Origin of the sequence: Vibrio sp. 10N.286.52.C3 (genome assembly GCF_041468865.1) — a bacterium.
In the GTDB taxonomy this organism is placed as follows: Bacteria; Pseudomonadota; Gammaproteobacteria; order Enterobacterales; family Vibrionaceae; genus Vibrio; species Vibrio crassostreae_C.
This window is the reverse complement of sequence record NZ_JBFRJM010000066.1, coordinates 14,929-37,398: the sequence shown is the minus strand read 5'-3', so window position 1 is coordinate 37,398 and position 22,470 is coordinate 14,929. Positions and strand designations below refer to the sequence as shown.

The window sequence follows — 22,470 nt, the reverse complement described above, 5'->3', positions numbered from 1 at the left end:
TTTGAACAAGTTTGGGCTAAACGTTAGATTTCAACGATTTGTTCGATCTCGTAAAGCTCATCTGAGATATCTAACATTTTACGTTCCATGACTTTTTGAGCGTCTTCTATCCCTTTGTTGTAGTAAACCGCCCCAAACTTTTTACTTATGAAATCGACCAAGAATTCTGTGTCGAACTGACCAAGCTCCACATCGAGTTCATCCTGCAGGTACTTTTGGAGCGTATGAGTAAGCTCAGACTTTTGTTTCGAATCTAATTGAATGGTCATGAATGTTTCCAAATAAAGAGTAAGTAGATCAATTGTGATTTGCTGACTAGACTATAGTCGAGGTAACTAGCTAGAATTCCTCATAATTTAGAATACAGACCTGTAGAGCGCCAGTGCTATCCATAAAATCACTCAGCAATGGTTAATTTTGATATAGAGATCAAGAACTCGCACTTTGACGATAGGTAACGGAACCGCAATTACCGTACTATTGCCCATCAATAAGATAGTAGCTGTGTATAAGGGACTTCATTGTTATTAGATCTAGTGATTAAAAGCGTTAATCAATTTCAAGACGATTGCCTAAAGCTCTGTGAACGCCACTACCCTACTGTACACAATCAAGGGATCAGTGAGCACCATATAGGTAAGGCATTTGCCCGCCGAATGGAGCACACCTTCGTTAGCTTTAATCATGCAAGCAACATCAGCCCACTTGAAATGCTTTCCTCTAGAGAAACGCCTCGACACTTCCGAATATCTTCCGAAATCGGTACCGTTTGGATGATCAGTCATCATATGGTGAGCGCCGGGAAAACCTGTCGTAGAAAGTTAATGTTGGACATCCATAATTGGCAACAAGAGTATGGATTTTCCATTCAACCCAATGACGTTTTGATCATTGTCTCCGACCATTGGATTAGCCGAAGTAAAAACAGTGGTGAATTATTGCATTGGTGGATGGGTGAACTCCCAGACGAGATCACGGAATATAGCCAACAAGGTATCACGCTAAGAGAGAGTGATTCTCAATTCGCTACTGACTTAAATAATAATTTTAAAATCAGCCCTTGCTTCATTAAATTTGGACACCCTTTAAAGCGGTCAGGAAATCAACAACTGGTTCGTAAATATCTGCAACTTTACGCAGTACTTCAATGGCAGTAAGAATACGGGTCAACTTTTTTAATCAGTCTTGAAAGTAAATAGTTAGACCTCCATCCCAACATTTTATAAAACCTAACTCAAGCCCTACCCAATAATCAATCAAAGTTTATCTTCGATAAAATAATAACTTATCAGCTCATCGATCATATTTTGAGAAGTAGATATCATTTATATGCAAACAGAGTTGTTTGTTAATAATGTAACTTTGACATTCCCCCATAACCTGAGGCTTTATCCTTACTTTCACCTGGTGTATTGGCGTTGAAAGCTTATATTGATTGGTGTTGATATGAGATAGATTACTCAGAGATTAAATTCACAATAGTCATTATTAATGGTGAATGATAAGTAATTTTAATGACTAATATCAATTATCATGCTGTTTTTTCGTTAATTATATTTATTTAAATATTGACTCTACAAATGAGTTTTTATTAATTGACAATTTACTTACACCTGTCAATATTGTGACAGCCGCGACATGTACGTCCGCCATTGAATAAGCCCTCTTTACTAGCGACTATGATTTTATCAGACAGAAGTGAATTTATTAGCTGTATATCCGTAGATGCTGATATGCAGTTTATTGCGAAATACCAAGACCTGACGCTTAGAAGCGTCTATCAACCTATATTCGACTCTTCTATGACTCAAATAGGTGTTGAGGCTTTGGTGCGCATTTCAAATAACAAAGGTGATATTGTTCGTCCTGATCACTTCTTCCATTCCGACGAAACCTCAAGCACAGACAAAATCAATGTAGAGAGGTTGAGTCGAGCGATTCATATCCGTAACTTCGCACAATCGACAATCCGTCATTTACATCTATTTTTGAACGTTCTTCCAAACGTTGGTGAGTTGTTTGCTGCAGAAAAGGTCAGCGATAGCTTGTTAGCTAAACGCCTTCACGAGCTTAACTTATCGTGCGAACAAATTGTGATGGAGTTGGTCGAGCTTAATGTAGAGAGTGAAGAACGTTTGAAAGACGCAGCCCATTCATTGGCGGAAAATGGTTTTCAAATCGCTGTTGATGATTTCGGAACACAAGCGTCAACAGAACAGCGGGTTCGCCATATTAATCCTCATATCATCAAGATAGATCGCTCTGTGATGTTGGATTTTGAACAAGGCGACACAAGTGAAATGGAGTTGGCCCTAAAGCTTGCTACTCAAATCGGTGCGAAGACGGTAATCGAAGGGATAGAAACCCAACAACAACTCGAAGCGATGCAGGGCTTAGGCTTCAATATGTATCAAGGCTACCACTTAGCCATGCCAAAGCCGATTGAGTTAGACATACGGCTAGCAATTTAGAATCGCCCTATTGTTCTTAAAGCCGCTTGCCCATTGAGTAGCGGATTTTTTAATGCTTGCCTATTCGTACCCTCTTACCGCTCTCACGTGTCAACACATTTCAGGACGGGACAACACGCATAAAAAACCCAGTCAAATTTGACTGGGCTGGCTTAAAAGAATCTGTTTTATATCATTCCCTAATAACCCGCAGTGGACGGTTTGATTCTATATAAAATAGCGAACATCACCGGTACTACTATTAGCGTTAGTACGGTAGCAAAGCCTAAGCCTGCCATGATGGTAATCGCCATCGAGCCGAAAAATGCATCGAATACCAAAGGAATCATACCCAAGATAGTCGTTAATGCTGCCATAGATACCGGTCGTACACGACTGATCGCACTGTCGACAACCGCTAAATATGGGTCTTTACCTGTTGATAGCTCACTGTTGATCTGGTCAAGCAGTACAATGCCGTTCTTCAAAATCATGCCGCTTAGACTCAATAAGCCAAGGAACGCTGTGAAGCTGAATGGCATATTGGTACCTAACAGACCAATTGAAACACCAATGATAGAGAGTGGAACCGTAAACCAAATCACAAGCGGCTTACGAACCGAGTTAAACAGAAGCATCGTGATGATAAACATCAGCAAATAACCCATTGGCAGTGAGCCAAACAGAGATTCTTGCGCATCTTTAGAGCTTTCGTACTCACCACCCCAGCTAATGCTGTAGCCTGCTGGTAAATCTAATGCTTCTACCTTTGGTTTCACACGAGCAAACAGACTCGCTGGCGTTTCATCACCAAGAACATCGTGGTCAGCCAATACTGTTAGCGTACGTTTTCTGTCGCGACGCTGAATCAGTGGCTCAGACCATTGAAGCTCTACGCCATCAATCACTTGCTCAACTGGGATGTAAGTTTGTAGTGATGGGCTCCAAATCTTCACATTGTTTAGCGATTCGAAATCAAAACGCTCTTCTTCCGGTAAACGCGCCACGATAGGTAACATATGAGTACCATCACGCAGTAGGCCGATGTTGTAACCGCCAAACGCCATCTGTAATGTCTCAGACAAGTCAGTTTTTGAAATGCCTAGGCGACGAGCCTTAGATTCGTTGAACAGTGGTACAAGTTCTTTAGTGCGTTCACGCCAGTCATGACGAACATTTCGAGAGCCTGGATCGGCAAGCAAGATGTCTTCGACTTCAACTGCAATGTTACGCAGTACTTGTGGATCGGCACCGATAATACGCGCTTCAATTTTTGAAGCGGGTGACGGACCAAACTCAATCAACTTGAACTGGAACGTCGGTTGCTCAAATTCGTTCGCTAAGTCTTTGTCTAGCGCCGCTAGAGCCTTAAACATAGTGTCGCGGTCAGTGGTTCTTACTTGTAACTGGGCGTACGCTTCGTAGCTTTTCTCTGGTTGGTAAGTCAGTGCGAAACGTTGCATGCCCTGCCCAACCGTTGTCGTTACAAACTCCACGTCGTCTTGCTGGCGAATGTAGCTTTCAACCTTTTCAGTCTGCTTGATGGTTTCACGAACATCTGTGCCTTCTGGCATCCACATGTCTACGTAAAACATTGGGGTATTTGACGGCGGGAAGAACTGCTGCTTCACCATACCAAAACCGACGACAGAAACTGCTAATAGAGCGACCATACTAATTACAGTAAGCCATCTAAATCGAAGTGCTACTTTCAGACACGCACCGAATACCACAAACAGGATGCCTTTGTATGGGTCTTCGTTCTCATCAACCTTGTCTTCTTCTTTAAGCAACATCTCGGCAAGGAATGGCGTTAGTGTTAGTGCAGTTACCCAACTCAAAAACAGTGAGAAACACAGTACCCAAAACAGTGAACCCATGAATTCGCCTGTCGCATCCTTCGACAAACCAATCGGTGCAAACGCTGTGATAGCGATAATGGTCGCACCTAACAGTGGCCATTGTGTTTGCTTGACGATGTCTTTCGCTGCTTGAAGCTTGGTTTTGCCTTTCTTCAAGCCCACCAAAATACCTTCAACGACAACAATCGCATTATCCACCAGCATACCCAGCGCGATGATCAGTGCCCCCAGAGAGATGCGGTGCAGTTCAACATCGTTGTAATCCATCAGGATGAAGGTACCGAATACCGTCAATAGAAGAACCAAACCGATGATCAAACCACTGCGTAAGCCCATTGCGAACAACAATACAATGATAACGATGGCTACCGCTTCAACTAGGCTGATTAAGAAGTCAGCCACAGATTTGTCTACTTCTTGCGCTTGGTTGTAGAAGTAATTCAGTTCTACACCCGCTGGCTTAATGCTTTCTAGGCGATCCAGTTCCGCATCCAGTGCTTTACCAATCTCAACCACGTTTACACCAGAAGAGAACGCAATACCCAAGTTGATTGCTGGTTTACCGTTGTACGTTAATACATTGCCCGGCTTTTCTTGAATACCACGAGTTACTTCAGCGACATCTTTCAAGCGAATCAGGTTACCTGTATCGCGACCATGAATGATCAGGTTTTCTAGTTCTTCAACCGTGCTTAAGGTGCCGTTTGGCTTGATCGTAAGGCTTTGACCATTCAGCATCACCTCGCCTGCCGATACCACACTGTTTTGCTGTGCTAGCAGTGACGTAACCGTCGACATATCTAGGTTCAATGCGGCTAAGCGTTCCAGTGACATCTCAACAAACAGTTGTTCTTGTTGGTCACCTGCAATGCTAACTTTACCGACACCGTCAACCAGTTCGATTTCACGCGTTAGGTAATCTGCGTACTGTTTGAGCTCAACGTAATCGTAACCATCACCGGTCAGCATGATCATCACACCAAACACATCACCAAAATCATCGATGATCTGAACGGAATTTACACCACTTGGCAGTGTTGGTTGTAGATCGTTGATCTTACGGCGCATTTCATCCCAGATCTGAGGCAGCTCGTCTGGACCGTAGTCCATCTTCATACTGACCATAATTTGGGACATACCGTTCGATGATGTCGAGGTAATCTTGTCGATGTACGGAAGCTGTCTTATCTCTTTTTCTAGTGGGTAAGTCAGCTCTTCTTCAACTTCCATTGACGTAGCGCCAGGGTAAGTTGAAATAATCATTGCATCTTTAATGGTAAAAGCTGGGTCTTCTAAACGGGATAGATTACCAAAAGACGTCACACCGCCAATGGTCAAAATGACTAGAAACAGCCAGCTGATTACTTTGTTCTTTATTGAATATTCTGCGATGTTCATTCTGCTTTTCCTGACAATTGGATTCCGTCACGGAGTTTTCTTAAATTCGAATTTACGAGTAGCTCACCTTGCTCAACACCATGAGCGATGAGTGCGCCTTGGCCACTGATCTTGTCGACTTCTACTTCGCTTTTGAATGCTTGTCCGTCTTCCATTTTCCACACATAGAACTGATTCGCTTCAGAGCCCGCTTCTAGCGTTGTCATTGGTAATTGGTAGCCTTGAACATCGCTCAGGCCCGCTTTCGCCATATCTACATTGACCGTAACGCTCGTGCCTGGCAGGATTTCACTTTCAGGCTGCTGCATCTGCATCCAAAATTCGTAGGTACGGGATTGTGGGTGCAGTTCACTGGTGTGTTCTAGATACGTCAGTGGATATTGGCCTGTGTGACCGCCAAAGGTCGCCTCAGGACGATAGCTATTTGAACGCATGTCTGGGCTAATTGACGCCAAGATCGAATCTGATACTTGAATTCGCACATACACCTTGTCGTTCTGGTACACACTCAGTAGTGTTTCTCCAGGCGTCGTATTTTCGAATCGTTGCTTATCGACAGTTGAAACTGTTCCTGAGAACGGCGCTAAAAGTTCTGTGTAACTCAGCTTGCGTTTCGCCGCCGCCAAATTCGCCGATGCGAGCTTATAGTTAGCCGTCAGTTGGTCGTGTTCTGATTGCGATAACATTTCGCTGCCAAACATCTCCGTTCCACGGGCCAACTGTTTGCTTGCCAGTTTGAATTGAGATTGAGCATCAGTCAGATCTTGTACGTACGTTGCGTTATCTAAGGTGGCTAATAACTGCCCTTTTTCGACATTGTCGCCCGCTTCTACTAATACTTGTTGAATCTCGCCTGCTAGCTTAAATGCCAAGGGAGTCAATTCAGCTGGCATCACCTGTCCATTAAAACTTCTGAACTGATTAGTAAGCGGTGCGCCAACTTCAAAGGTAGAAACCAACAAAGGTGGTTGTTCACGGTGTACAGCTTCATTGTTACAGGCTTGAAGTAACAGAACCGACGCGACAACAACTGATAATTTTGAAAGGTTCATTAAATACCGCCCTCACGAAGCCAAGCTTTTACTTGTTGTCCGTCTGATAACACATCCACACCCGCTTCAACGATAAGGTCACCAGACGACAATCCGTCGATAACCTTGCCTTGCTCATCAAGAAGGACTTGTACTTTAGAAATCAGTTGAGAGTCAGGGTTATAACGCCATAGTTCACCATGGCCTACGTCTTTGTTTAACCAAGCTGAATCCACAATACCAATGCCGTAGTCAGATTTACTTTTCTGAACTTCAACTTGCGCTGTCATACCAGAAAGTAGATTGATGCCTTCTGGCTTTTCGATAGACACAACCGCTTGGTAGCTGTTGGTATCTTCATCTGGTTGCGTTGAGATTTCTTTAAAGCGAGTCGGGATACGAATGCCGCGGTGGCTGTCCATCACAACCCACATGTTTGAGCTCGTTAGGTCTTGAATAGAACGGTCTTCAAGCTTTGATACTGGAATTGAAAACGTCACATCCATTTCACTGTGATTCAAAATATTCAGTACAGGCTGCTTTTCTGCGATCAATTGATATTGCTTTCCAAACACCATCGATACCACGCCATCGAATGGAGCAACTAAGGTAGTGTAGCCAAGGTTTGTTTTTGCTTGGTCCAACTCAACTTCAGCGGCAGTAAAGGTGTTTACGGCTTGGTCGTAGTAATCGGTACTGACCAGTTTTTTCGCATACAACTCAGAAGCTTGTTTGTATTGGCTGTTCGCCAGATCAAATTTAGCTTGGGCTGCGTCAACGGCAATACGGTAATCCGTCGCGTCTAATACGGCTAACACCTGACCTTTCTTCACTTCTTGTCCCATACGAACATCGAAGGTTTCTATATCTCCACCCACTTGGAAAGAAAGTGCCGCACGGTCGGTTGCATCAACCTTTGCAATGAAGCTATCGAGATCAATATCAGTCTGTTGTGGGATTTCGAACAGCTTGACTGGCTTGATTACCTGCACATTTTCCTCTGACTGAACTTTGTCACATCCAGTTAGAGAGCCTGCGAGCAATAGTGCTGCAATAACAGCTCCCATGCGCTTGCTCGATATGGCATTGATCGACAAATTGAACTGCATGATGCCTCTCCGTTTAATTATTATGATTTATTACACAGGTGGGCAGTATATTTAATATTAAATAATTCTCAAGCTTTACTTTCCACTTGTGCAGTATTTTTTATTTCAGTAAAAACAGTGTAGAATGTTGTAATCAGGTAATTATGTGAAATGAAGATGACCGAAAAGAAGCAAGGTAGAAGAAGTGCAAAAGACGCCGAAGAGACGCGTTTTTTGATCATGAGCGTTGCCGCAGACATGTTCTGTGACTTTGGCTACGATCGTGTATCACTGCGAAACATCAGTGAAAAGGCAGGCGTCTCGCATAGCCTTATCCGCCACCACTTTGGTAGCAAAGAAAAGATTTGGCATGCAATAAGTGATTGTTTACACGATTATTTTCAGTCTTACATCAGTAAGATTATGGAAGAGCTGCCAAAAGATGTTGCGCCAAATATCGCTATCTACCTGTTTAGCATGCGTCTGTTCACCAACATGATTCACTCACGTAGGCCAATGCAGCTTATTTCAGACTCTGTTCGCCAAGAAGACAACCTAGTTGATTACTTCATCGACAATGTCGGCGATGTTGAAAAAGAGATTAACGGGCTTGCCGCTGAGTACAATGCAGCTAACCCAGACAAAATGATCAACATTTACGAAGTTAAATGGCAAATGATCATGTACGCAAACGGCGCTGTATGCCTCACTCCCTTTATGGAAAGCACTTGGAATGAAGGTGATATGGTCACCTCACCCGAAGACGCCCTACTTAAGCATTGGCAGCTTTTCAACACGCAGATGGTCAGCAAGTTCAATATTGATGAAGAGTGGGCTCTAAATCCAACCTCGATTGAAGAGCTGATTTATGAAGTGCCATGTGAATGGAAGTGTAACCAGGAACATAAAGCTTAATCAGGTTCATACCCATGATGAGCTTATAAGATACAAAAACGCGCCGTTACAGAAGTCACTGTAACGGCGCGTTTTTATATGTATAGATCTTTAAACTGGAGCTTTGTACAGCTTATTAGCGACGTGCTTTACCGCGGTTTTGGTGAATCTTAAGCTTCGCTTTCATCTTACGTTTTTCTGATGAACGGCTTTTGCTGCGACCACCACGATCGGGCGCTAGATCTTTTTCAAGGCTTGGTTCAAAGCCCTCTAGCCACTCTTGAGGCAAGCGCGTATCAAGTAATCGCTCAATGTCACCCAATAGGTAAGCTTCATCCTGACTCATCAAAGAGATCGCTAAGCCGCTGTTACCCGCACGGCCAGTACGTCCGATGCGGTGAACATAATCTTCTGCTTTAAATGGCATGTCATAGTTCACAACTTGTTCTAGCTGCTGAATATCAATACCACGAGCTGCCACGTCGGTTGCGATCAACGCACGAACTTTGCCTGACTTGAAATCGTCTAGGGCTTTTTGACGCGCACCTTGGCTCTTATCGCCATTGATTGATGCCGCTTTAATGCCGTCTAACTTAAGCTCTTTAACGAGAGCATCAGTGCCCTGCTTAGTCTTTGTGAACACCAACACTTGTTGCCAGTTTTTTGAACCAATCAAATACGCTAATAGCTCACTTTTACGCGACTTATCTACCGGGTAAACCATCTGTGTTACGGTTTCAGCGGTGCTGTTTTTTGGCGTAACTTGGATTTCACTTGGCTTCTGCATCATACGGTGTGCAATCGCTTTGATTTTGTTATCAAACGTTGCAGAGAAGAACAGAGTTTGACGCACTTCGTTCATGCGAGAAAGAATACGCTTAATGTCAGGCATGAAGCCCATATCTAACATACGGTCAGCTTCATCCAGTACCAGTACTTCCGTTTGGCTCAACATGATGTTTCTAGTGAACATGTGATCAATAAGACGACCAGGCGTCGCGACAAGAATATCTGCGCCACCGCGTAAGTTATCAGTTTGCACCTTCATGCTAACGCCGCCGTAAGCCACCACGACTTTAATGTCGGTGCCCTTTGCGTAGCTAGTTAAGTTATCGAAAACCTGTTGTGCCAATTCACGAGTTGGCACTAATACAAGCGCACGAACGAGCTTAGGGTTCGGAATAACGTTGTCTTTTGTCTCGATTAATCTTTGAATAATCGGTAAACCAAACGCAGCCGTTTTACCTGTACCCGTTTGAGCACCAGCCAGTACATCTTTGCCTTCTAATACCAATGGAATTGCTTGTTCTTGAACACTGGTAGGAGCCGTAAAATTAAGCTCAGACAACGTGGCAAGAAGATGCTCAGATAATCCTAGTTGGTTAAAAGATTTTGTAGATTCAGACATAGTATGATGCTCAAAGATTAAATAGGCGCGGATTGTAGCAAACCTGCATTACGCTGTTTACCTTTCCTTTTGATTTTTCTTCATTTGAAGCGCATTAAACTGCTTAGCTTCCTCTAAAACGTTGGGATAAAGCTCATTAAAGTGACACTGCAACGTATCATAGTGACGTTCGAGGTCATCGTAACATGCCTCGAGCATACCGAGCTTAGGCCTTCTCAACGCCATTCGCTGCAACACCACCTCTATAGATGACATGTCTTGATAGCTCTCTAACCATCTATGCTCAGCCATTTTCTGATGAACCATAACGAAATTTTCAGGCCAGTGTGGCTCTTGATGTTCAAAGATCTGCTCATGGCTATCTAAACAAAAACGCTCTAATGTCTGCTGTGAAAACTGATCCCAATGATTGGCTAAGCAGTGATCCCAAAATACATCGAGTGCGATAGGCGCAAAGCGTCGTGTTTGGTCTGAGAAAAGTGATTTTGCAGAACGAGATACATCATGACGATCAGTATAGCTATCAACAAATCGATGAAGCCTAATACCGTCAGAAAGGGAATCAGAATAGTGTTTATTAGGGTCGCCTTTAACAAAATCACCTAACAGGTTACCTGCTAAGTTGCTGTTACAGTGCTTGGCGATGTGAAGGTGTGCGAGAAAGTTCATTGAACCTCATTAAAGTATCGAGAACTAAGTAACATGGTAAACGTACTCGTTTATCTTCGCGAACTTTAATGAGGATAGTTTTGGTATGACGTGTGAGCGAATACGATTTGCTCAGTTTAGAATTGTTTGCTTTGAGAAGCTTTAGCTAAGAAAACTTTTAGCTTTAAAACGTTTCAGTTGAAACTGAATTAAAGATCTTAAAAGCTTAGTTCGAAGACTTGAAAAGCTCTTCTGCTAACTGTTTCACTGTCTGCTCATAGTCAGACAAATCAATGCCAATTTCCATAGCATCTAACAACTCTAGACTTTCGTCATTATAAGATTGGTCACTCATTGTGCCCCCTCTATTCCTTGATGTGGACATGATGTCCGATTAACTAGTGCACCATCTTGGACTTATATTATGTCACTTTGATGAACGCACTCTACTCTACCCATTCCATATTCATAGCTTAAAGCTACTCGCGATCATTAACGCTTTTTTGCGCTAAAGGGGTATACGCGAACGACATATGTACTGCCACCTTACACCAAGTACAATAAATTACTCTATAAATTTTGAAACCGATCATGGTCAAACGTTTGCTTTGCTCATTTGAATGCTGACACGCCCCTTTGTGTAAATATTAATTTACAGTGGATGTTTTTAATTACAATAAGAATTGCATTTGGAATTAAACTCAATCAGAATACTTCAAAATCGAGATATTCTTTGGGTTTATGCGCTTAAGCTAGAAGAATTACAATGAAAACACACCCTAACGTAAAGAATTATATACAATGAATAAATCAAAGGTTTTTGGTAGTACTTTGATCATTGCAGGCACAACCATTGGTGCTGGCATGCTCGCTCTTCCACTTGCTTCTGCAGGTATTGGCTTTTCAACTTCACTTTTCTTGATGCTGGGTTTATGGGCGTTAATGGCTTTTACTGCGCTATTAATGGTAGAGCTTCACCAATTCGCAGAATCTGACGCTACCCTACACACGTTAGCTCATACCATTTTGGGGACAAAAGGAAAGTGGATTGCGAGCTTCGCGGTGATGTTTCTTTTCTACGCTCTGTGTGCGGCATACATAGCTGGCGGCGGTGCGCAATTTAACCAACGAATTTCGGATATCGCGGGTATCGAACTTAATGCTCAAATCACCACGCTTCTATTTACCCTATTAGTTGCCGGCGTTGTTACGATTGGTACACACAGTGTTGATAAAGTTAACCGCGTTTTGTTTGGCTTAAAGCTTATCGCGATGGTTTTGGTACTCAGCTTCCTAGCGCCAAACATTACCTCTCAATACTTAATGAGCATGCCTTTACAGCAAGGCCTGATTGTTGCGGCTATTCCGGTTGTGTTTACCTCTTTTGGTTTCCACGGCAGCATCCCATCAATTGTTCGATACCTAGATGGTGACGTTCGTTCTTTACGTAAGGTAATGATTATTGGCTCGGCACTGCCTCTGGTTATCTACGTTTTCTGGCAAAGTGTTACTTTGGGCGTGATTAGCCAAGAGCAGTTGTTGTCTGACACAAGCTTGGGCGCGCTATTAGTCTCGCTATCGCAAACGGTTCATCAATCCAACCTAAGCGTGATCGTCGGTGTGTTTGCAGACCTTGCACTGCTGACATCTTTTATTGGTGTGAGCTTGGGCTTATTTGAATTCATGGGCGACTCACTGAGCAAGAAACTAGGTAACGCAAAACGTGTTAAGACAGCTGCTATCACCTTCTTACCGCCACTGGGGTTTGCCTTATTTTACCCACAAGGCTTCATCATGGCTTTAGGCTACGCAGCCATTGCACTTTCAGTGCTCGCGATTCTGTTACCAACAGTGATGGTCTACAAGGTTCGTTACACTGATTTCTCTGTCAAACCTCAATCTGCAGAAGCCAGTTACCAAGTGTTAGGCGGTAGCAAAGCGTTGTTTTTAGCAGGTAGCGTTGGCGTATTTATCATTGCGATTCAAGTTCTTATTTCAGTAGGGTTACTGCCTTCTTTAGGCTAATAAACCTATACAGAACTAATTTACTTGATTCAGATCTCATAAATGACATATCACTATCATTAATTTTCACAATTAGTCGATTGAAGTCACATTTTTATTGAGGTCGGTTATTTAGAGTCCACGGTAAAGGATTTACCGTGGAGTTTTTATGAAAGAAGTACAATTTCGAACGATAGACAAACTGTTTATTAAGATGTCGATCAACGACAAATTTTGGGTCATTTTCTTAATCTTTTTTGCCGCTTTGGCAAGCCTAGCTGGACTGAACTACGTCAACAAAATGGAACACATTGACGTAACTGCAAAACAGCAGGTCGAGTATCAACTGCAAGGCATTTTATCAGCATCAGATTCCCCTGCTTCTGTTCGCTCTGTTAGCCAGCAAACTCGCGCTCAACAAACCACTATTTCAAACAATGGTTCGGTGACTGCCACAGCACTCGCACAAGATGGCAACTACTACTCACTTACCGTTTCAACTAACGATATACAGAATCAAAAGCAGCAAGCACTGTACACTTTATTACTGAGCTTCTTGTGGTGTGTGCCTTTTGGTCTTTTCTGTTACTGGGTAGCGACTTTCCTAGGCGGCGCACTTTGGGTTCTTTATTCAACGACTCAAAAGATTGGTGATGGTGACTTAACATCACGCCTTGGCTTCCACCCTGGCCGTGATGAGTTCGGCACGATTGGTTGTGCGCTTGACCGTTCAATGGACACGCTTAGTGAGTTAGTCAACAACGTAAACCACAGTGCAGCAACGCTAAGCGAAACATCGGCTTCTTTCGAAACTGAGATGAAGCGCAGCGAAACACAAATCATGAGCCAAAATGCCTCTCTAGACTCTGTAGCGACAGCAATGGATCAGATGACAGCTTCGGCAAATGAAGTCTCTAACATCTCTGCACGCTCAACTGAACAAACAGAACAAGACGCGCAGCAAATCAACGATAGCCACGCGAAGGTTCAACAGGCAATCTCGGAAATCACCACCCTTTCTTCTTTGATTGAGCAAACCTCATCTTCTGTTACTAGCTTGAATGTGAATACGAGCCAAATTAACGAGGTCATCACGACGATCAATGCTATTTCAGAGCAAACTAACTTACTTGCTTTAAATGCCGCGATTGAAGCCGCTCGTGCGGGCGAGCAAGGCCGAGGTTTCGCTGTTGTTGCTGATGAAGTAAGAACACTGGCAAGCCGCACTCAGTCGGCTACTGTAGAAATCCAAGCGATGATTGAACGCTTACAGCAAGAGAGCCAAAATATCGCGAAGATCACCGAACAGACGGTTGACCAAGCGCAAACCAGTAGCCAGTTGATTTCAAACATTGGTCACGACGTAAACTCGATTGCAGATTCAGCTCAAGCACTAATGGACATGAGTATCCAAATCGCAACATCAGCCGATGAGCAAAGTAACGTTGCCAATACGATTGCAGCAGAGCTTAACGATATTCGAAGCCAATCCGATGTGATTAAAGACGTGGCTCAGAATTCTTCAAATGGCGTATCTAGGCTAACAGAAGCGTCGGTTTCTCTATCTCAGACATTGGCACGCTACCGAACTTAAGGATCAACTGGTGAACTAGCGGCGTGAATTGAAAACAAACTAATGAGGACTCGTAATGGGTCCTTTCTTTTTGGCTTTTGTTTAATAACATTACAAGAACCATGGTCAATAACGATGACATTGTCAATTACCATGAAGCAAGTCGCAAAGGAGAGATTAAGAAGTGTCAGAACTGTCTAATATTCGAGCTTAGGAGTAATCTAATTGAACGGGTCTTTTTTCGCTTACCCCCTTGCTGCAGGTGACACATAATGAATAAAACAGAAACACCAAACACCGACGACATTACATGCCCTTTATGCCAACACGACGAGTATCTGCTTTCAGAAAGTGGAGAAAAGTTTACTTGTGCATCTTGCGGTTTCCACACCAAACAATTTAGTAAGGTAGTCAGCCTTCAACTAAGCTCTACCCCACCAAAGCTGCAGAATTCGATATACCACCATTTGAGCAGTGCTTGCCATTAATCCAAACTGAAATTTCTTCTAAACTGTAGATATCCTGAGCCGCGAGTTCTGCTGAGTCGGCTTCGGGATCTACGATTGCTTCATCAATACTCGGGCGTAATCGAAACGATTGGATACCCGCGCGAACACCAGCCTCAATCCCTTTCAACGTATCATCCACGTAGATGCACTCATTTGGCAGAAAGCCCATGTTCATGGCCGTGTACATGATTAGATCAGGCTCTGGCTTCCAGCTGTTAGCATCAAAAGCTGAGAACACTTTGCCTTTGAAGTCGTCTAGCATGCCTGTCATCGCCAATGAAGATTCAACCCTAGATTTCGGTGCATTGGAAGCAATACAAAACTCGATGTCTTGTTGTTTGAGGAATTCAATAAGTTCGATAGCGCCATCCATCGGTTTTAAATGACGCTGGAACAGTGCTTGTAATTCATTGCGATATAACGGCTCAAGTGTATCAATCGAGATAGATAACCCAAGACGTTCTTGTGTATCCATTAAGATGTCGGCTAGCTTCCCGCCTTGAAAGTGCGCATAGCAGTCGTTGACGTTTAGCTCCGCTCCAAAGCCAGTGAAAACGTTCACCAAAGCTTGGCAGCACAGCTTTTCACTATCGATAAGTGTTCCGTCACAATCGAAAATCACACATTTAGTCTGTTCTAACCGCATAGGTATCTCACTCAGATTGAATCCAAGTTTTATCCTATAGTGTTCTTTCAATGCGCGAGATGATTGAGGTAACAGTTTGCAGATACAGGCTTATTTCTCTTCGCGAAATATGGAGTTGATCACTTTATCGCTCAGCATAAGCAACAGTTTTCATTAAATTAACCCAGATTCTACGAAACCAAATACTGCGAGGTTTACATAAGCTACTCAATTTCAGGAGAAAATATAAATCACTACTTCCTAGCCGGATCGTGGTGAATCGATAAAAAAAATGGCTTATAGGCTACTCAGATAGAGCGACAATTAGCTAACAACCGACTCTTCTAAGACCTTAGCTTCAAGCGAAGGTGAAGACGCATATTCTACAGTTCCAGTATCGGGGTACGAATCTCGGATAGCGACAAACTCGGATAAGTGTTTCAGTAGCAATTTAGTTAGCTGAGGATCAAACTGGTAGCCACACTCTCGCTCAAACAAATCGACCACCATATCTAACGGCCACGGTTCTTTGTAGCAACGTGCACTAAGCAGCGCATCAAACACATCGGCTACGGCAGTGATACGAGCAAACAGGTGTATTTCATCACCCACTTTTCCATTCGGGTATCCAGCACCATCCCAACGCTCGTGATGTTCGTTAGCAATGATTGCCGCGAGGTTGGTAATATCACCCGCTCCGCTCTTTAGTAAGTTATAGCCAGCCGTAGTATGAAGCTTCATCACCTCCCACTCTTGGTCGGTTAATTTCCCAGGTTTATCCAAGATTGATTCAGGGACTGAAATCTTACCCACATCGTGCATTGGGCTGATGATCTCAATCATCTCGACCTCGCGATGGCTCAAGCCACGATACTTAGCAAGCAGTGCAGACAACTTGGCTACACGCTTAACATGATTACCAGTTTCGCCAGAGCGGGTTTCAATTGCCTCTCCGAGAACATGAATCATATCCTTTTGGATATTCAAGGTCTGTTTCTGAAGCTTTAAGATTCGTTTGTTCTTATTCGCCAACTCTTTCTTTTGGCGCAGAGTGACAAATTGCATCAAGATGATCAGGCTCAAACCCGCAATCACCATCGACAGCCCCAATAACAACTGGAAGTTTTTGCGAATAAAGGATGAAGGCTCGTTAATGAAAACCGCTTCGTCAGGTAACGCGTTTCCACTAATCCCGTATCTCTTCATTGCAGGGTAATTGAATACAAAACGTTTGTTGTCTCCGGGAGTTAACGGTGTAGTAAAACCAAGTGGAAGGTATTTATCCAACGCATCGACGGCCTGTTCACCCATGCTTTGTGAGTGATTAACGTAACCACCGAGTACATCACCCGAAATATAGAACTGCCATAAAGCAAACACCGGAGCAGCACTCGCTTTTGACAACGTATACGCAATCTCTTGGTAAGTGTGATAAACCCCTTGCTTTAACTCGGTGTTGTAATGACTGAGCAATACCGCATCGTCCGCAGAGATCCCTTCCAAAAATTGGCTCGTATGCTCCAGCGACAAGTCGCGAATTTCTACGAGATTGATATTTGAAAATTCAGCCATCATTTTGTTCATTTCTTTATGAATCAATTCAGACGTGACACTGTAATCATTTACAAAATAGAGATTCTTTAGATTAGGTCTTAATTTGGAGATCAGCTTAATATTAACGTCTATCTGATCGTTCTCGTAAAGCACAGTTGCTCTGTCAGACACCGCGTACATGTCGGTGCTGAAATCATTGATGCCGGCTGCAACGACAGGTGTTGAGCGATCAATCAAATTAGGCAGAGATTCAAGAAAATTGGCCGCGTTATCGTCCGTCGCAATTACGCCATCAAACTTATAACCTGCATATTTCGCACGTAAGTAGTTCGCGAGAGAGTCGTAATACTCTCGGCTGTGAACACGCTTAGAATCCAAATACTCTATTGAGAGTTTAACTTCGGTTTGAGACTGGCTGAACGCACTGTCTATCCCTTTTTGGAAGTCAGCAGTCCATTGATAAGAAGGTTCGTATGAGTGTAAAACTAGGATGCGTTTTATATCCCAGTCGTTAGCAAAGCTGAGTGAAGAATAAGCGCTAACACACAATACAGCGATTGATATCAATAGCTTGTACATACAATACCTTTTAAATAAGACGGGGTATTGTACTTAGATTAACGCTTTGTCAAAGAATCTTTAGTTCTCGATCCACACTTTATCGCAAGAAGCATGATCTTGTGCCCAAAAATCGTGTAACTGCTTAGCAAAGTTGTTGATACTTTGACCATTTTCAGCAACGACATCCGAGATCAATAGGGAACCATCCGCTTCTGTGACGATAGCGCTCGCCACAACTTCACCGTTTTGAGTACCAATATATAATACATGATCGTCAGAAAGCATAATTTGGCTCAAGAACTCAAGCATGTGTGCCCTTTCGATTTCATCTTGGTAAACGCTTGCTTGGTTGAGTGAAAATAGCACGGTCAATTTATGGAAATCGACTTTATGCAGTTCATCAATTTGGGAAGGAGTTTGATCTTGTGCTAGGAGTTGGTATGTCTTGGATGGAAGTTTGCTTTGATAAAGTTCACGGCCGAGGAGGCTCTCTTTTGCGGGGTAAGCAATATCGAGCTGACTAAATAGCCATTGGTTTTTCTTGTGTGCAATTTCAGGTATTTCGTTATTCATTCTTTTAGTACCTACGGTTAGTATCCCCAAATATCGCAGTTATTTGGAAGACATACGGTCGGCTGAGGTGCCGAGCTACAAGCAGAGAGCATACAGAGCATGACCAAGGCCAACAAGTACTTTAAATGCTTCATATTTTTCATTATCCAACAACATCCTTTAAGAACTTAACGAAAAGCTCTACACTCGTATCCAAGCTTTCAATATCCTTATAGTAAACAGAACTATATAAATAAAAAGGACTTCTTATGAAAAAAGCCTTAATAGCAGCAGGTATCGTGACAATGTTAGCTGGCTGTTCGGACAACGAGGTTGGCGACGTCTCACTGGGTTTCTTCACAATGAAGGATATCAAGATGTCTTCATTAGATGACGATAAGATCGCGGGTGTTACCTGTCATATCGCATCAATCGAAGCAAACCTTAGCCTTTCTGATCCAAGTGATAGCTCTATATCTTGTCGTCAAACAGGTGAAATTACACCAGAAATGATTGCTCAAATAGACAAGAGTAAGTCTGGCGAAGTGGTATTCAAGCAATCGAAAAGTATCTTCTTTAAAACAATGAAGGTTCGTCGTATCTACGATGCAGAGAATCAGTCGCTGCTCTACTTGTCTTACACCACCAAAGAAACAGAAGGTAGCTTCAAACACAGCCTTTCAACTGTTCCACTATGGGGTACAGAGGCTTACGTTGATCCAGCGACGTTAGTACAGCCAACCGAGTAGTTTCAAACATATAGTTAGTTGAATCACCTGTACAGACATTGTGCAGGTAATTCAAAATGTAATAAAAATGAAAGAAACAGAAACAAAATGTGATATCATGCGGCAAAATTTTTTCACTGTATTTTTCATATGAAGTTTCCTGGACAGCGTAAATCTAAGCACTACTTTCCAACTCACGCACGTGATCCGTTGGTCAACCAAATTCAACAAACGCCTAAGCTTCACCGCGCAACGATTGTGGGTGTTGGCCAAACGATTGTTGATATCGAAGCCCGTGTTGACAACGAGTTCCTAGAAAAATACGAGCTGAGTAAAGGTCACTCACTGGTATTGGAAGAAAGTAAAGCAGATGCGCTGTATGAAGAGTTAGTTGAGCGCGGTTTGATCACGCATCAATATCCTGGCGATACTATCGGCAACACACTGCACAACTATTCCGTACTTGCGGACAGCAAATCTGTCCTGCTTGGCGTAATGTCTAAGAAGATTGAAGTTGGCTCATTTGGTTATCGTTACCTTTGCCGCACTTCTTCTCGTATGAATCTAAACCACCTTCAAACTGTTGATGGTCCAATTGGTCGTTGTTACACGCTGATTTCTGAAGATGGCGAACGTACGTTTGCAATCAACGAAGGCCACATGAACAAACTTCTTCCAGAAAGCATTCCTGAAAAAGTCTTCGAGAAAGCTTCTGCATTGGTTGTGTCGTCATACCTAATGCGTGGCAAACCTGAAGATCCGATGCCAAAAGCGGTACAAAAAGCGATTGAATACGCGAAAGCGCACAATGTGCCTGTTGTACTAACACTTGGTACTAAGTATGTGATCGAAGGTAACGCTGAATGGTGGCAAGAATACCTGAAAGACAACGTAACCATCGTCGCGATGAACGAAGACGAAGGTGAAGCCCTAACAGGCGAAAAAGATCCTCTGCTAGCTGCTAACAAAGCACTTGAGTGGGTTGACCTAGTTCTATGTACTGCAGGCCCTATTGGCCTATACATGGCAGGTTACACTGACGAGCCAGCGAAACGCGAAACCACACTGCCATTGTTACCGGGTAATATCCCTGAATTCAATAAATACGAATTTAGCCGCGCTATGCGTAAGCAAGACTGCAAAGACCCAGTAAAAGTGTATTCTCATATTGGCCCTTACCTCGGTGGCCCACTTGAAATTAAGAACACAAATGGTGCTGGTGATGGTGCACTTTCAGCACTGTTACACGACATGGCAGCAAACAGCTACCACCACGTGAATGTACCAAACTCAGAGAAACACGAGCACACTTGTCTAACTTACTCTTCACTGTCTCAAATTTGTAAGTACGCAAACCGTGTAAGCTACGAAGTGTTGACTCAGCACTCTCCTCGCCTTTCTCGTGCATTACCTGAACGCGAAGATAGCTTAGAAGAAACATACTGGGATCGTTAATCGGCCATATTAGGTAGTTACCTCTTAGAGGTTAACGCCAAGTGAGATTACCCATTCCTTGAAGGGCTGCTATATGCAGCCCTTTTTGTATTCAACGCCAATATAATTGCAACTGAAGGTAATCAGAACGAATATTTTGCTCGTTTAAGATTTGATCTCGCGCAATGACTCTTTAGATCTGTTATCTTCCAGCACATAATTCGTGTGGTTTGCCTTTACTTGGCAAATTTATACAGTACTATCGCCACGCAAACGTTTACGTACCGCCTTTCGGTTCTGATATAAGGATCAAATATGCTGTCTGATATTGATATTTGTCGCTCTACTCCCCTTAAAAACATCAGTGAGGTTGCCAAGCAAGCTGGCCTGCACCACAACGAACATCAGCCATTAGGGCAATTCAAATCTAAAGTGTCTCTCACGTCACTTGAACGCCTCGCCAACCAACAAGATGGTAAATTAGTCGTAGTCACGGCGATCACACCGACACCTCTTGGTGAAGGCAAAACCGTCACTACTATCGGATTAGCACAAGGCCTCGCAGAGATTAACCAATCTGCAATGGCCTGCATTCGCCAGCCTTCAATGGGTCCGGTATTTGGTGTAAAAGGTGGCGCTGCGGGTGGTGGTTACTCTCAAGTTGCCCCTATGGAACAATTAAACCTGCACCTGACGGGCGATATTCATGCTGTTACGGCCGCTCACAACCTCGCCTCTGCCGCCATTGATGCACGTTTGTATCATGAACAACGGGAAGGCTTAGAGGCGTTTGAAGCGCGTTCTGGCTTAAAAGCCTTGGATATTGACCCAAGCAGAATCGTTTGGCGACGTGTACTTGACCACAATGATCGCGCACTACGCATGATCACGGTTGGCAAGAACGAAGCAGACAAAACAATTAACGGCTTTGAGCGAGAAGATGGATTTGATATCTCAGCTGCTTCAGAGCTAATGGCCATTCTTGCTCTAGCCAATGACCTTCAAGATTTGAGAAAGCGCATCGGACGAGTGGTACTTGCCTACAACAAACAAGGCTTGCCGTTGACCGCAGATGACTTCAACGTTGCAGGCGCAATGACCGTAACCATGAAGGATTCTATTGAACCAACATTGATGCAAACCCTTGAAGGCGTTCCTACCCTAATTCACGCCGGGCCTTTCGCGAACATCGCACATGGTAACTCTTCAATTATTGCCGATAAAATAGCGTTAAAGCTGAGTGACTTTGTGGTAACTGAAGGTGGTTTCGGCTCAGACATGGGCTTTGAGAAAGCGTGCAACATAAAAGCGAAAGCGTCGAACAAGAAGCCCGATTGCGCTGTGGTTGTCGCAACCTTACGTGGATTAAAGGCTAACTCTGGTTTATACGATTTGAGACCGGGCACTCCGTTACCTGATTCAATCTTTAATGATGACCAAGACGCGCTAATTGCAGGCTTTGAGAACCTAAAATGGCACATCAACAACGTTAAGCAATACCAAGTGCCTACAGTTGTTGCGATTAACCGATTCCCACAAGACTCAGCTCAAGAGCTCGATGCTTTGAAACAGATGATCACCGACTTCGACTCAAGCGTTAACGTTGAGGTAAGCGAAGCATTTGGTCAAGGTGGCGAAGGCGCAACTCAACTGGCTCACGCTGTAGTCAAAGCTTGCCAAAAACAGAGTGAATTTAAGCCTTTGTATCACTCAGAGCAAAGCCTAGAAGAAAAGCTGATGGCAGTTGCTGAAGTTGGTTATGGCGCGGCAAGTATTTCGCTATCTCCACTGGCTAAAAAACAACTGGCTGAATTCAAACTGCATGGCTATAGCGACCTATCAGTTTGTTTGGCAAAAACACCACTATCGATCTCGACAGAAGCACACGTAAAAGGTGCACCAACCCAATTTGACGTGCCGGTTAGAGAACTAAAATTGTGTGCTGGTGCTGGCTTTATTTACGCGTTGTGCGGCAATGTAATGACCATGCCAGGCTTGCCTGACAAACCGGCGTTCATGTCGTTAGATATTGATAGTAATGGAAATATCGTCGGCCTAAGCTAGCTGCCCTTAGTTAGATAATCGGCAATTAATCGCGATTAATTTAGCTTAGGTTTCGGAGCAGTGTTCTATATTGAGCAATCATTTACT

At 43.4% G+C, this 22,470-nt stretch carries 18 protein-coding genes; 8 read left to right on the top strand and 10 right to left on the bottom strand.

Going from position 1 to position 22,470, the window contains the following annotated elements; all coding sequences use genetic code 11:
- Nucleotides 1-23: 23 nt before the first annotated feature.
- The gene (locus AB4138_RS20370) at nucleotides 24-269 is read right to left on the bottom strand and encodes a DUF2164 domain-containing protein (RefSeq protein ID WP_017059821.1); all 246 of its coding nucleotides are present in this window, start codon (nucleotides 267-269) and stop codon (nucleotides 24-26) included.
- Nucleotides 270-521: 252 nt separating this feature from the next.
- Here AB4138_RS20370 and AB4138_RS20365 point away from each other — a divergent pair, with 252 nt between their 5' ends.
- Both AB4138_RS20365 and AB4138_RS20360 read left to right on the top strand, forming a co-directional pair.
- Entirely contained in the window at nucleotides 522-1,157 is a 636-nt protein-coding gene (locus AB4138_RS20365; RefSeq protein ID WP_017067365.1) for a hypothetical protein, read from the top strand.
- Between the two features lie 576 nt (nucleotides 1,158-1,733).
- On the top strand, nucleotides 1,734-2,471 hold the full coding sequence (locus tag AB4138_RS20360; RefSeq protein ID WP_372175682.1) for an EAL domain-containing protein: 738 nt from the start codon (nucleotides 1,734-1,736) through the stop codon (nucleotides 2,469-2,471).
- Between the two features lie 179 nt (nucleotides 2,472-2,650).
- Here AB4138_RS20360 and AB4138_RS20355 read toward each other — a convergent pair whose 3' ends face one another.
- The 3 genes from AB4138_RS20355 to AB4138_RS20345 are packed head-to-tail and all read right to left on the bottom strand — an operon-like array spanning nucleotide 2,651 to nucleotide 7,850.
- Nucleotides 2,651-5,710, bottom strand: a complete 3,060-nt coding sequence (locus AB4138_RS20355; RefSeq protein WP_372307469.1) for an efflux RND transporter permease subunit — start codon at nucleotides 5,708-5,710, stop codon at nucleotides 2,651-2,653.
- On the bottom strand, nucleotides 5,707-6,762 hold the full coding sequence (locus AB4138_RS20350; RefSeq protein WP_017065790.1) for an efflux RND transporter periplasmic adaptor subunit: 1,056 nt from the start codon (nucleotides 6,760-6,762) through the stop codon (nucleotides 5,707-5,709). Before AB4138_RS20350 ends, AB4138_RS20355 begins: the two co-directional genes overlap by 4 nt.
- On the bottom strand, nucleotides 6,762-7,850 hold the full coding sequence (locus AB4138_RS20345; protein WP_017064636.1) for an efflux RND transporter periplasmic adaptor subunit: 1,089 nt from the start codon (nucleotides 7,848-7,850) through the stop codon (nucleotides 6,762-6,764). The genes AB4138_RS20350 and AB4138_RS20345 overlap by 1 nt, the downstream gene beginning before the upstream one ends.
- A gap of 150 nt (nucleotides 7,851-8,000) precedes the next feature.
- On the opposite strand from AB4138_RS20345, the gene AB4138_RS20340 reads away from it, so the two are divergent.
- Nucleotides 8,001-8,744 (top strand): TetR/AcrR family transcriptional regulator, encoded by a 744-nt coding sequence (locus AB4138_RS20340; protein WP_017064637.1) that lies wholly within the window; start codon nucleotides 8,001-8,003, stop codon nucleotides 8,742-8,744.
- Between the two features lie 115 nt (nucleotides 8,745-8,859).
- Here AB4138_RS20340 and AB4138_RS20335 read toward each other — a convergent pair whose 3' ends face one another.
- From AB4138_RS20335 to AB4138_RS20325, 3 genes are all read right to left on the bottom strand, one after another.
- Complete coding sequence (locus AB4138_RS20335) at nucleotides 8,860-10,131, bottom strand: DEAD/DEAH box helicase (protein ID WP_017059829.1); 1,272 nt, start codon at nucleotides 10,129-10,131, stop codon at nucleotides 8,860-8,862.
- 57 nt (nucleotides 10,132-10,188) lie between these two features.
- Entirely contained in the window at nucleotides 10,189-10,800 is a 612-nt protein-coding gene (locus tag AB4138_RS20330; protein WP_017059830.1) for an ACP phosphodiesterase, read from the bottom strand.
- A gap of 205 nt (nucleotides 10,801-11,005) precedes the next feature.
- Nucleotides 11,006-11,134: a hypothetical protein gene (locus tag AB4138_RS20325; protein ID WP_017059831.1), complete on the bottom strand. Its 129-nt coding sequence runs from the start codon at nucleotides 11,132-11,134 to the stop codon at nucleotides 11,006-11,008.
- A 446-nt stretch (nucleotides 11,135-11,580) separates the two neighbouring features.
- On the opposite strand from AB4138_RS20325, the gene AB4138_RS20320 reads away from it, so the two are divergent.
- A complete protein-coding gene (locus tag AB4138_RS20320) occupies nucleotides 11,581-12,804 on the top strand; it encodes an aromatic amino acid transport family protein (protein ID WP_017064640.1) in 1,224 nt (407 codons plus the stop codon).
- 148 nt (nucleotides 12,805-12,952) lie between these two features.
- Nucleotides 12,953-14,377 (top strand): methyl-accepting chemotaxis protein, encoded by a 1,425-nt coding sequence (locus AB4138_RS20315; RefSeq protein ID WP_017064641.1) that lies wholly within the window; start codon nucleotides 12,953-12,955, stop codon nucleotides 14,375-14,377.
- A gap of 408 nt (nucleotides 14,378-14,785) precedes the next feature.
- On the opposite strand, the gene AB4138_RS20310 is transcribed toward AB4138_RS20315, so the two are convergent.
- From AB4138_RS20310 to AB4138_RS20300, 3 genes are all read right to left on the bottom strand, one after another.
- Nucleotides 14,786-15,511 carry an HAD-IA family hydrolase gene (locus tag AB4138_RS20310; protein WP_017059834.1) on the bottom strand — a complete coding sequence of 242 codons (726 nt, stop codon included), beginning with the start codon at nucleotides 15,509-15,511 and terminating at the stop codon, nucleotides 14,786-14,788.
- Between the two features lie 303 nt (nucleotides 15,512-15,814).
- Entirely contained in the window at nucleotides 15,815-17,623 is a 1,809-nt protein-coding gene (locus AB4138_RS20305) for an HD domain-containing phosphohydrolase (RefSeq protein WP_372307466.1), read from the bottom strand.
- Between the two features lie 60 nt (nucleotides 17,624-17,683).
- Nucleotides 17,684-18,178, bottom strand: a complete 495-nt coding sequence (locus AB4138_RS20300) for a hypothetical protein (protein WP_017064644.1) — start codon at nucleotides 18,176-18,178, stop codon at nucleotides 17,684-17,686.
- A gap of 248 nt (nucleotides 18,179-18,426) precedes the next feature.
- Here AB4138_RS20300 and AB4138_RS20295 point away from each other — a divergent pair, with 248 nt between their 5' ends.
- From AB4138_RS20295 to AB4138_RS20285, 3 genes are all read left to right on the top strand, one after another.
- Nucleotides 18,427-18,906 carry a CreA family protein gene (locus AB4138_RS20295; RefSeq protein WP_017064645.1) on the top strand — a complete coding sequence of 160 codons (480 nt, stop codon included), beginning with the start codon at nucleotides 18,427-18,429 and terminating at the stop codon, nucleotides 18,904-18,906.
- Between the two features lie 129 nt (nucleotides 18,907-19,035).
- Complete coding sequence (locus tag AB4138_RS20290; RefSeq protein WP_372307463.1) at nucleotides 19,036-20,340, top strand: inosine/guanosine kinase; 1,305 nt, start codon at nucleotides 19,036-19,038, stop codon at nucleotides 20,338-20,340.
- A gap of 294 nt (nucleotides 20,341-20,634) precedes the next feature.
- Nucleotides 20,635-22,383, top strand: a complete 1,749-nt coding sequence (locus AB4138_RS20285) for a formate--tetrahydrofolate ligase (RefSeq protein WP_017059839.1) — start codon at nucleotides 20,635-20,637, stop codon at nucleotides 22,381-22,383.
- Nucleotides 22,384-22,470 lie beyond the last annotated feature (87 nt).

Bases quoted from the DNA above. Each gene is read 5' to 3' on its own strand.
- AB4138_RS20370 (WP_017059821.1), bottom strand. From the start codon at position 269: ATGACCATTCAATTAGATTCGAAACAAAAGTCTGAGCTTACTCATACG.
- AB4138_RS20360 (WP_372175682.1), top strand. From the start codon at position 1,734: ATGCAGTTTATTGCGAAATACCAAGACCTGACGCTTAGAAGCGTCTAT.
- AB4138_RS20355 (WP_372307469.1), bottom strand. From the start codon at position 5,710: ATGAACATCGCAGAATATTCAATAAAGAACAAAGTAATCAGCTGGCTG.
- AB4138_RS20350 (WP_017065790.1), bottom strand. From the start codon at position 6,762: ATGAACCTTTCAAAATTATCAGTTGTTGTCGCGTCGGTTCTGTTACTT.
- AB4138_RS20345 (WP_017064636.1), bottom strand. From the start codon at position 7,850: ATGCAGTTCAATTTGTCGATCAATGCCATATCGAGCAAGCGCATGGGA.
- AB4138_RS20340 (WP_017064637.1), top strand. From the start codon at position 8,001: ATGAAGATGACCGAAAAGAAGCAAGGTAGAAGAAGTGCAAAAGACGCC.
- AB4138_RS20335 (WP_017059829.1), bottom strand. From the start codon at position 10,131: ATGTCTGAATCTACAAAATCTTTTAACCAACTAGGATTATCTGAGCAT.
- AB4138_RS20330 (WP_017059830.1), bottom strand. From the start codon at position 10,800: ATGAACTTTCTCGCACACCTTCACATCGCCAAGCACTGTAACAGCAAC.
- AB4138_RS20325 (WP_017059831.1), bottom strand. From the start codon at position 11,134: ATGAGTGACCAATCTTATAATGACGAAAGTCTAGAGTTGTTAGATGCT.
- AB4138_RS20320 (WP_017064640.1), top strand. From the start codon at position 11,581: ATGAATAAATCAAAGGTTTTTGGTAGTACTTTGATCATTGCAGGCACA.
- AB4138_RS20315 (WP_017064641.1), top strand. From the start codon at position 12,953: ATGAAAGAAGTACAATTTCGAACGATAGACAAACTGTTTATTAAGATG.
- AB4138_RS20310 (WP_017059834.1), bottom strand. From the start codon at position 15,511: ATGCGGTTAGAACAGACTAAATGTGTGATTTTCGATTGTGACGGAACA.
- AB4138_RS20305 (WP_372307466.1), bottom strand. From the start codon at position 17,623: ATGTACAAGCTATTGATATCAATCGCTGTATTGTGTGTTAGCGCTTAT.
- AB4138_RS20300 (WP_017064644.1), bottom strand. From the start codon at position 18,178: ATGAATAACGAAATACCTGAAATTGCACACAAGAAAAACCAATGGCTA.
- AB4138_RS20295 (WP_017064645.1), top strand. From the start codon at position 18,427: ATGAAAAAAGCCTTAATAGCAGCAGGTATCGTGACAATGTTAGCTGGC.
- AB4138_RS20290 (WP_372307463.1), top strand. From the start codon at position 19,036: ATGAAGTTTCCTGGACAGCGTAAATCTAAGCACTACTTTCCAACTCAC.
- AB4138_RS20285 (WP_017059839.1), top strand. From the start codon at position 20,635: ATGCTGTCTGATATTGATATTTGTCGCTCTACTCCCCTTAAAAACATC.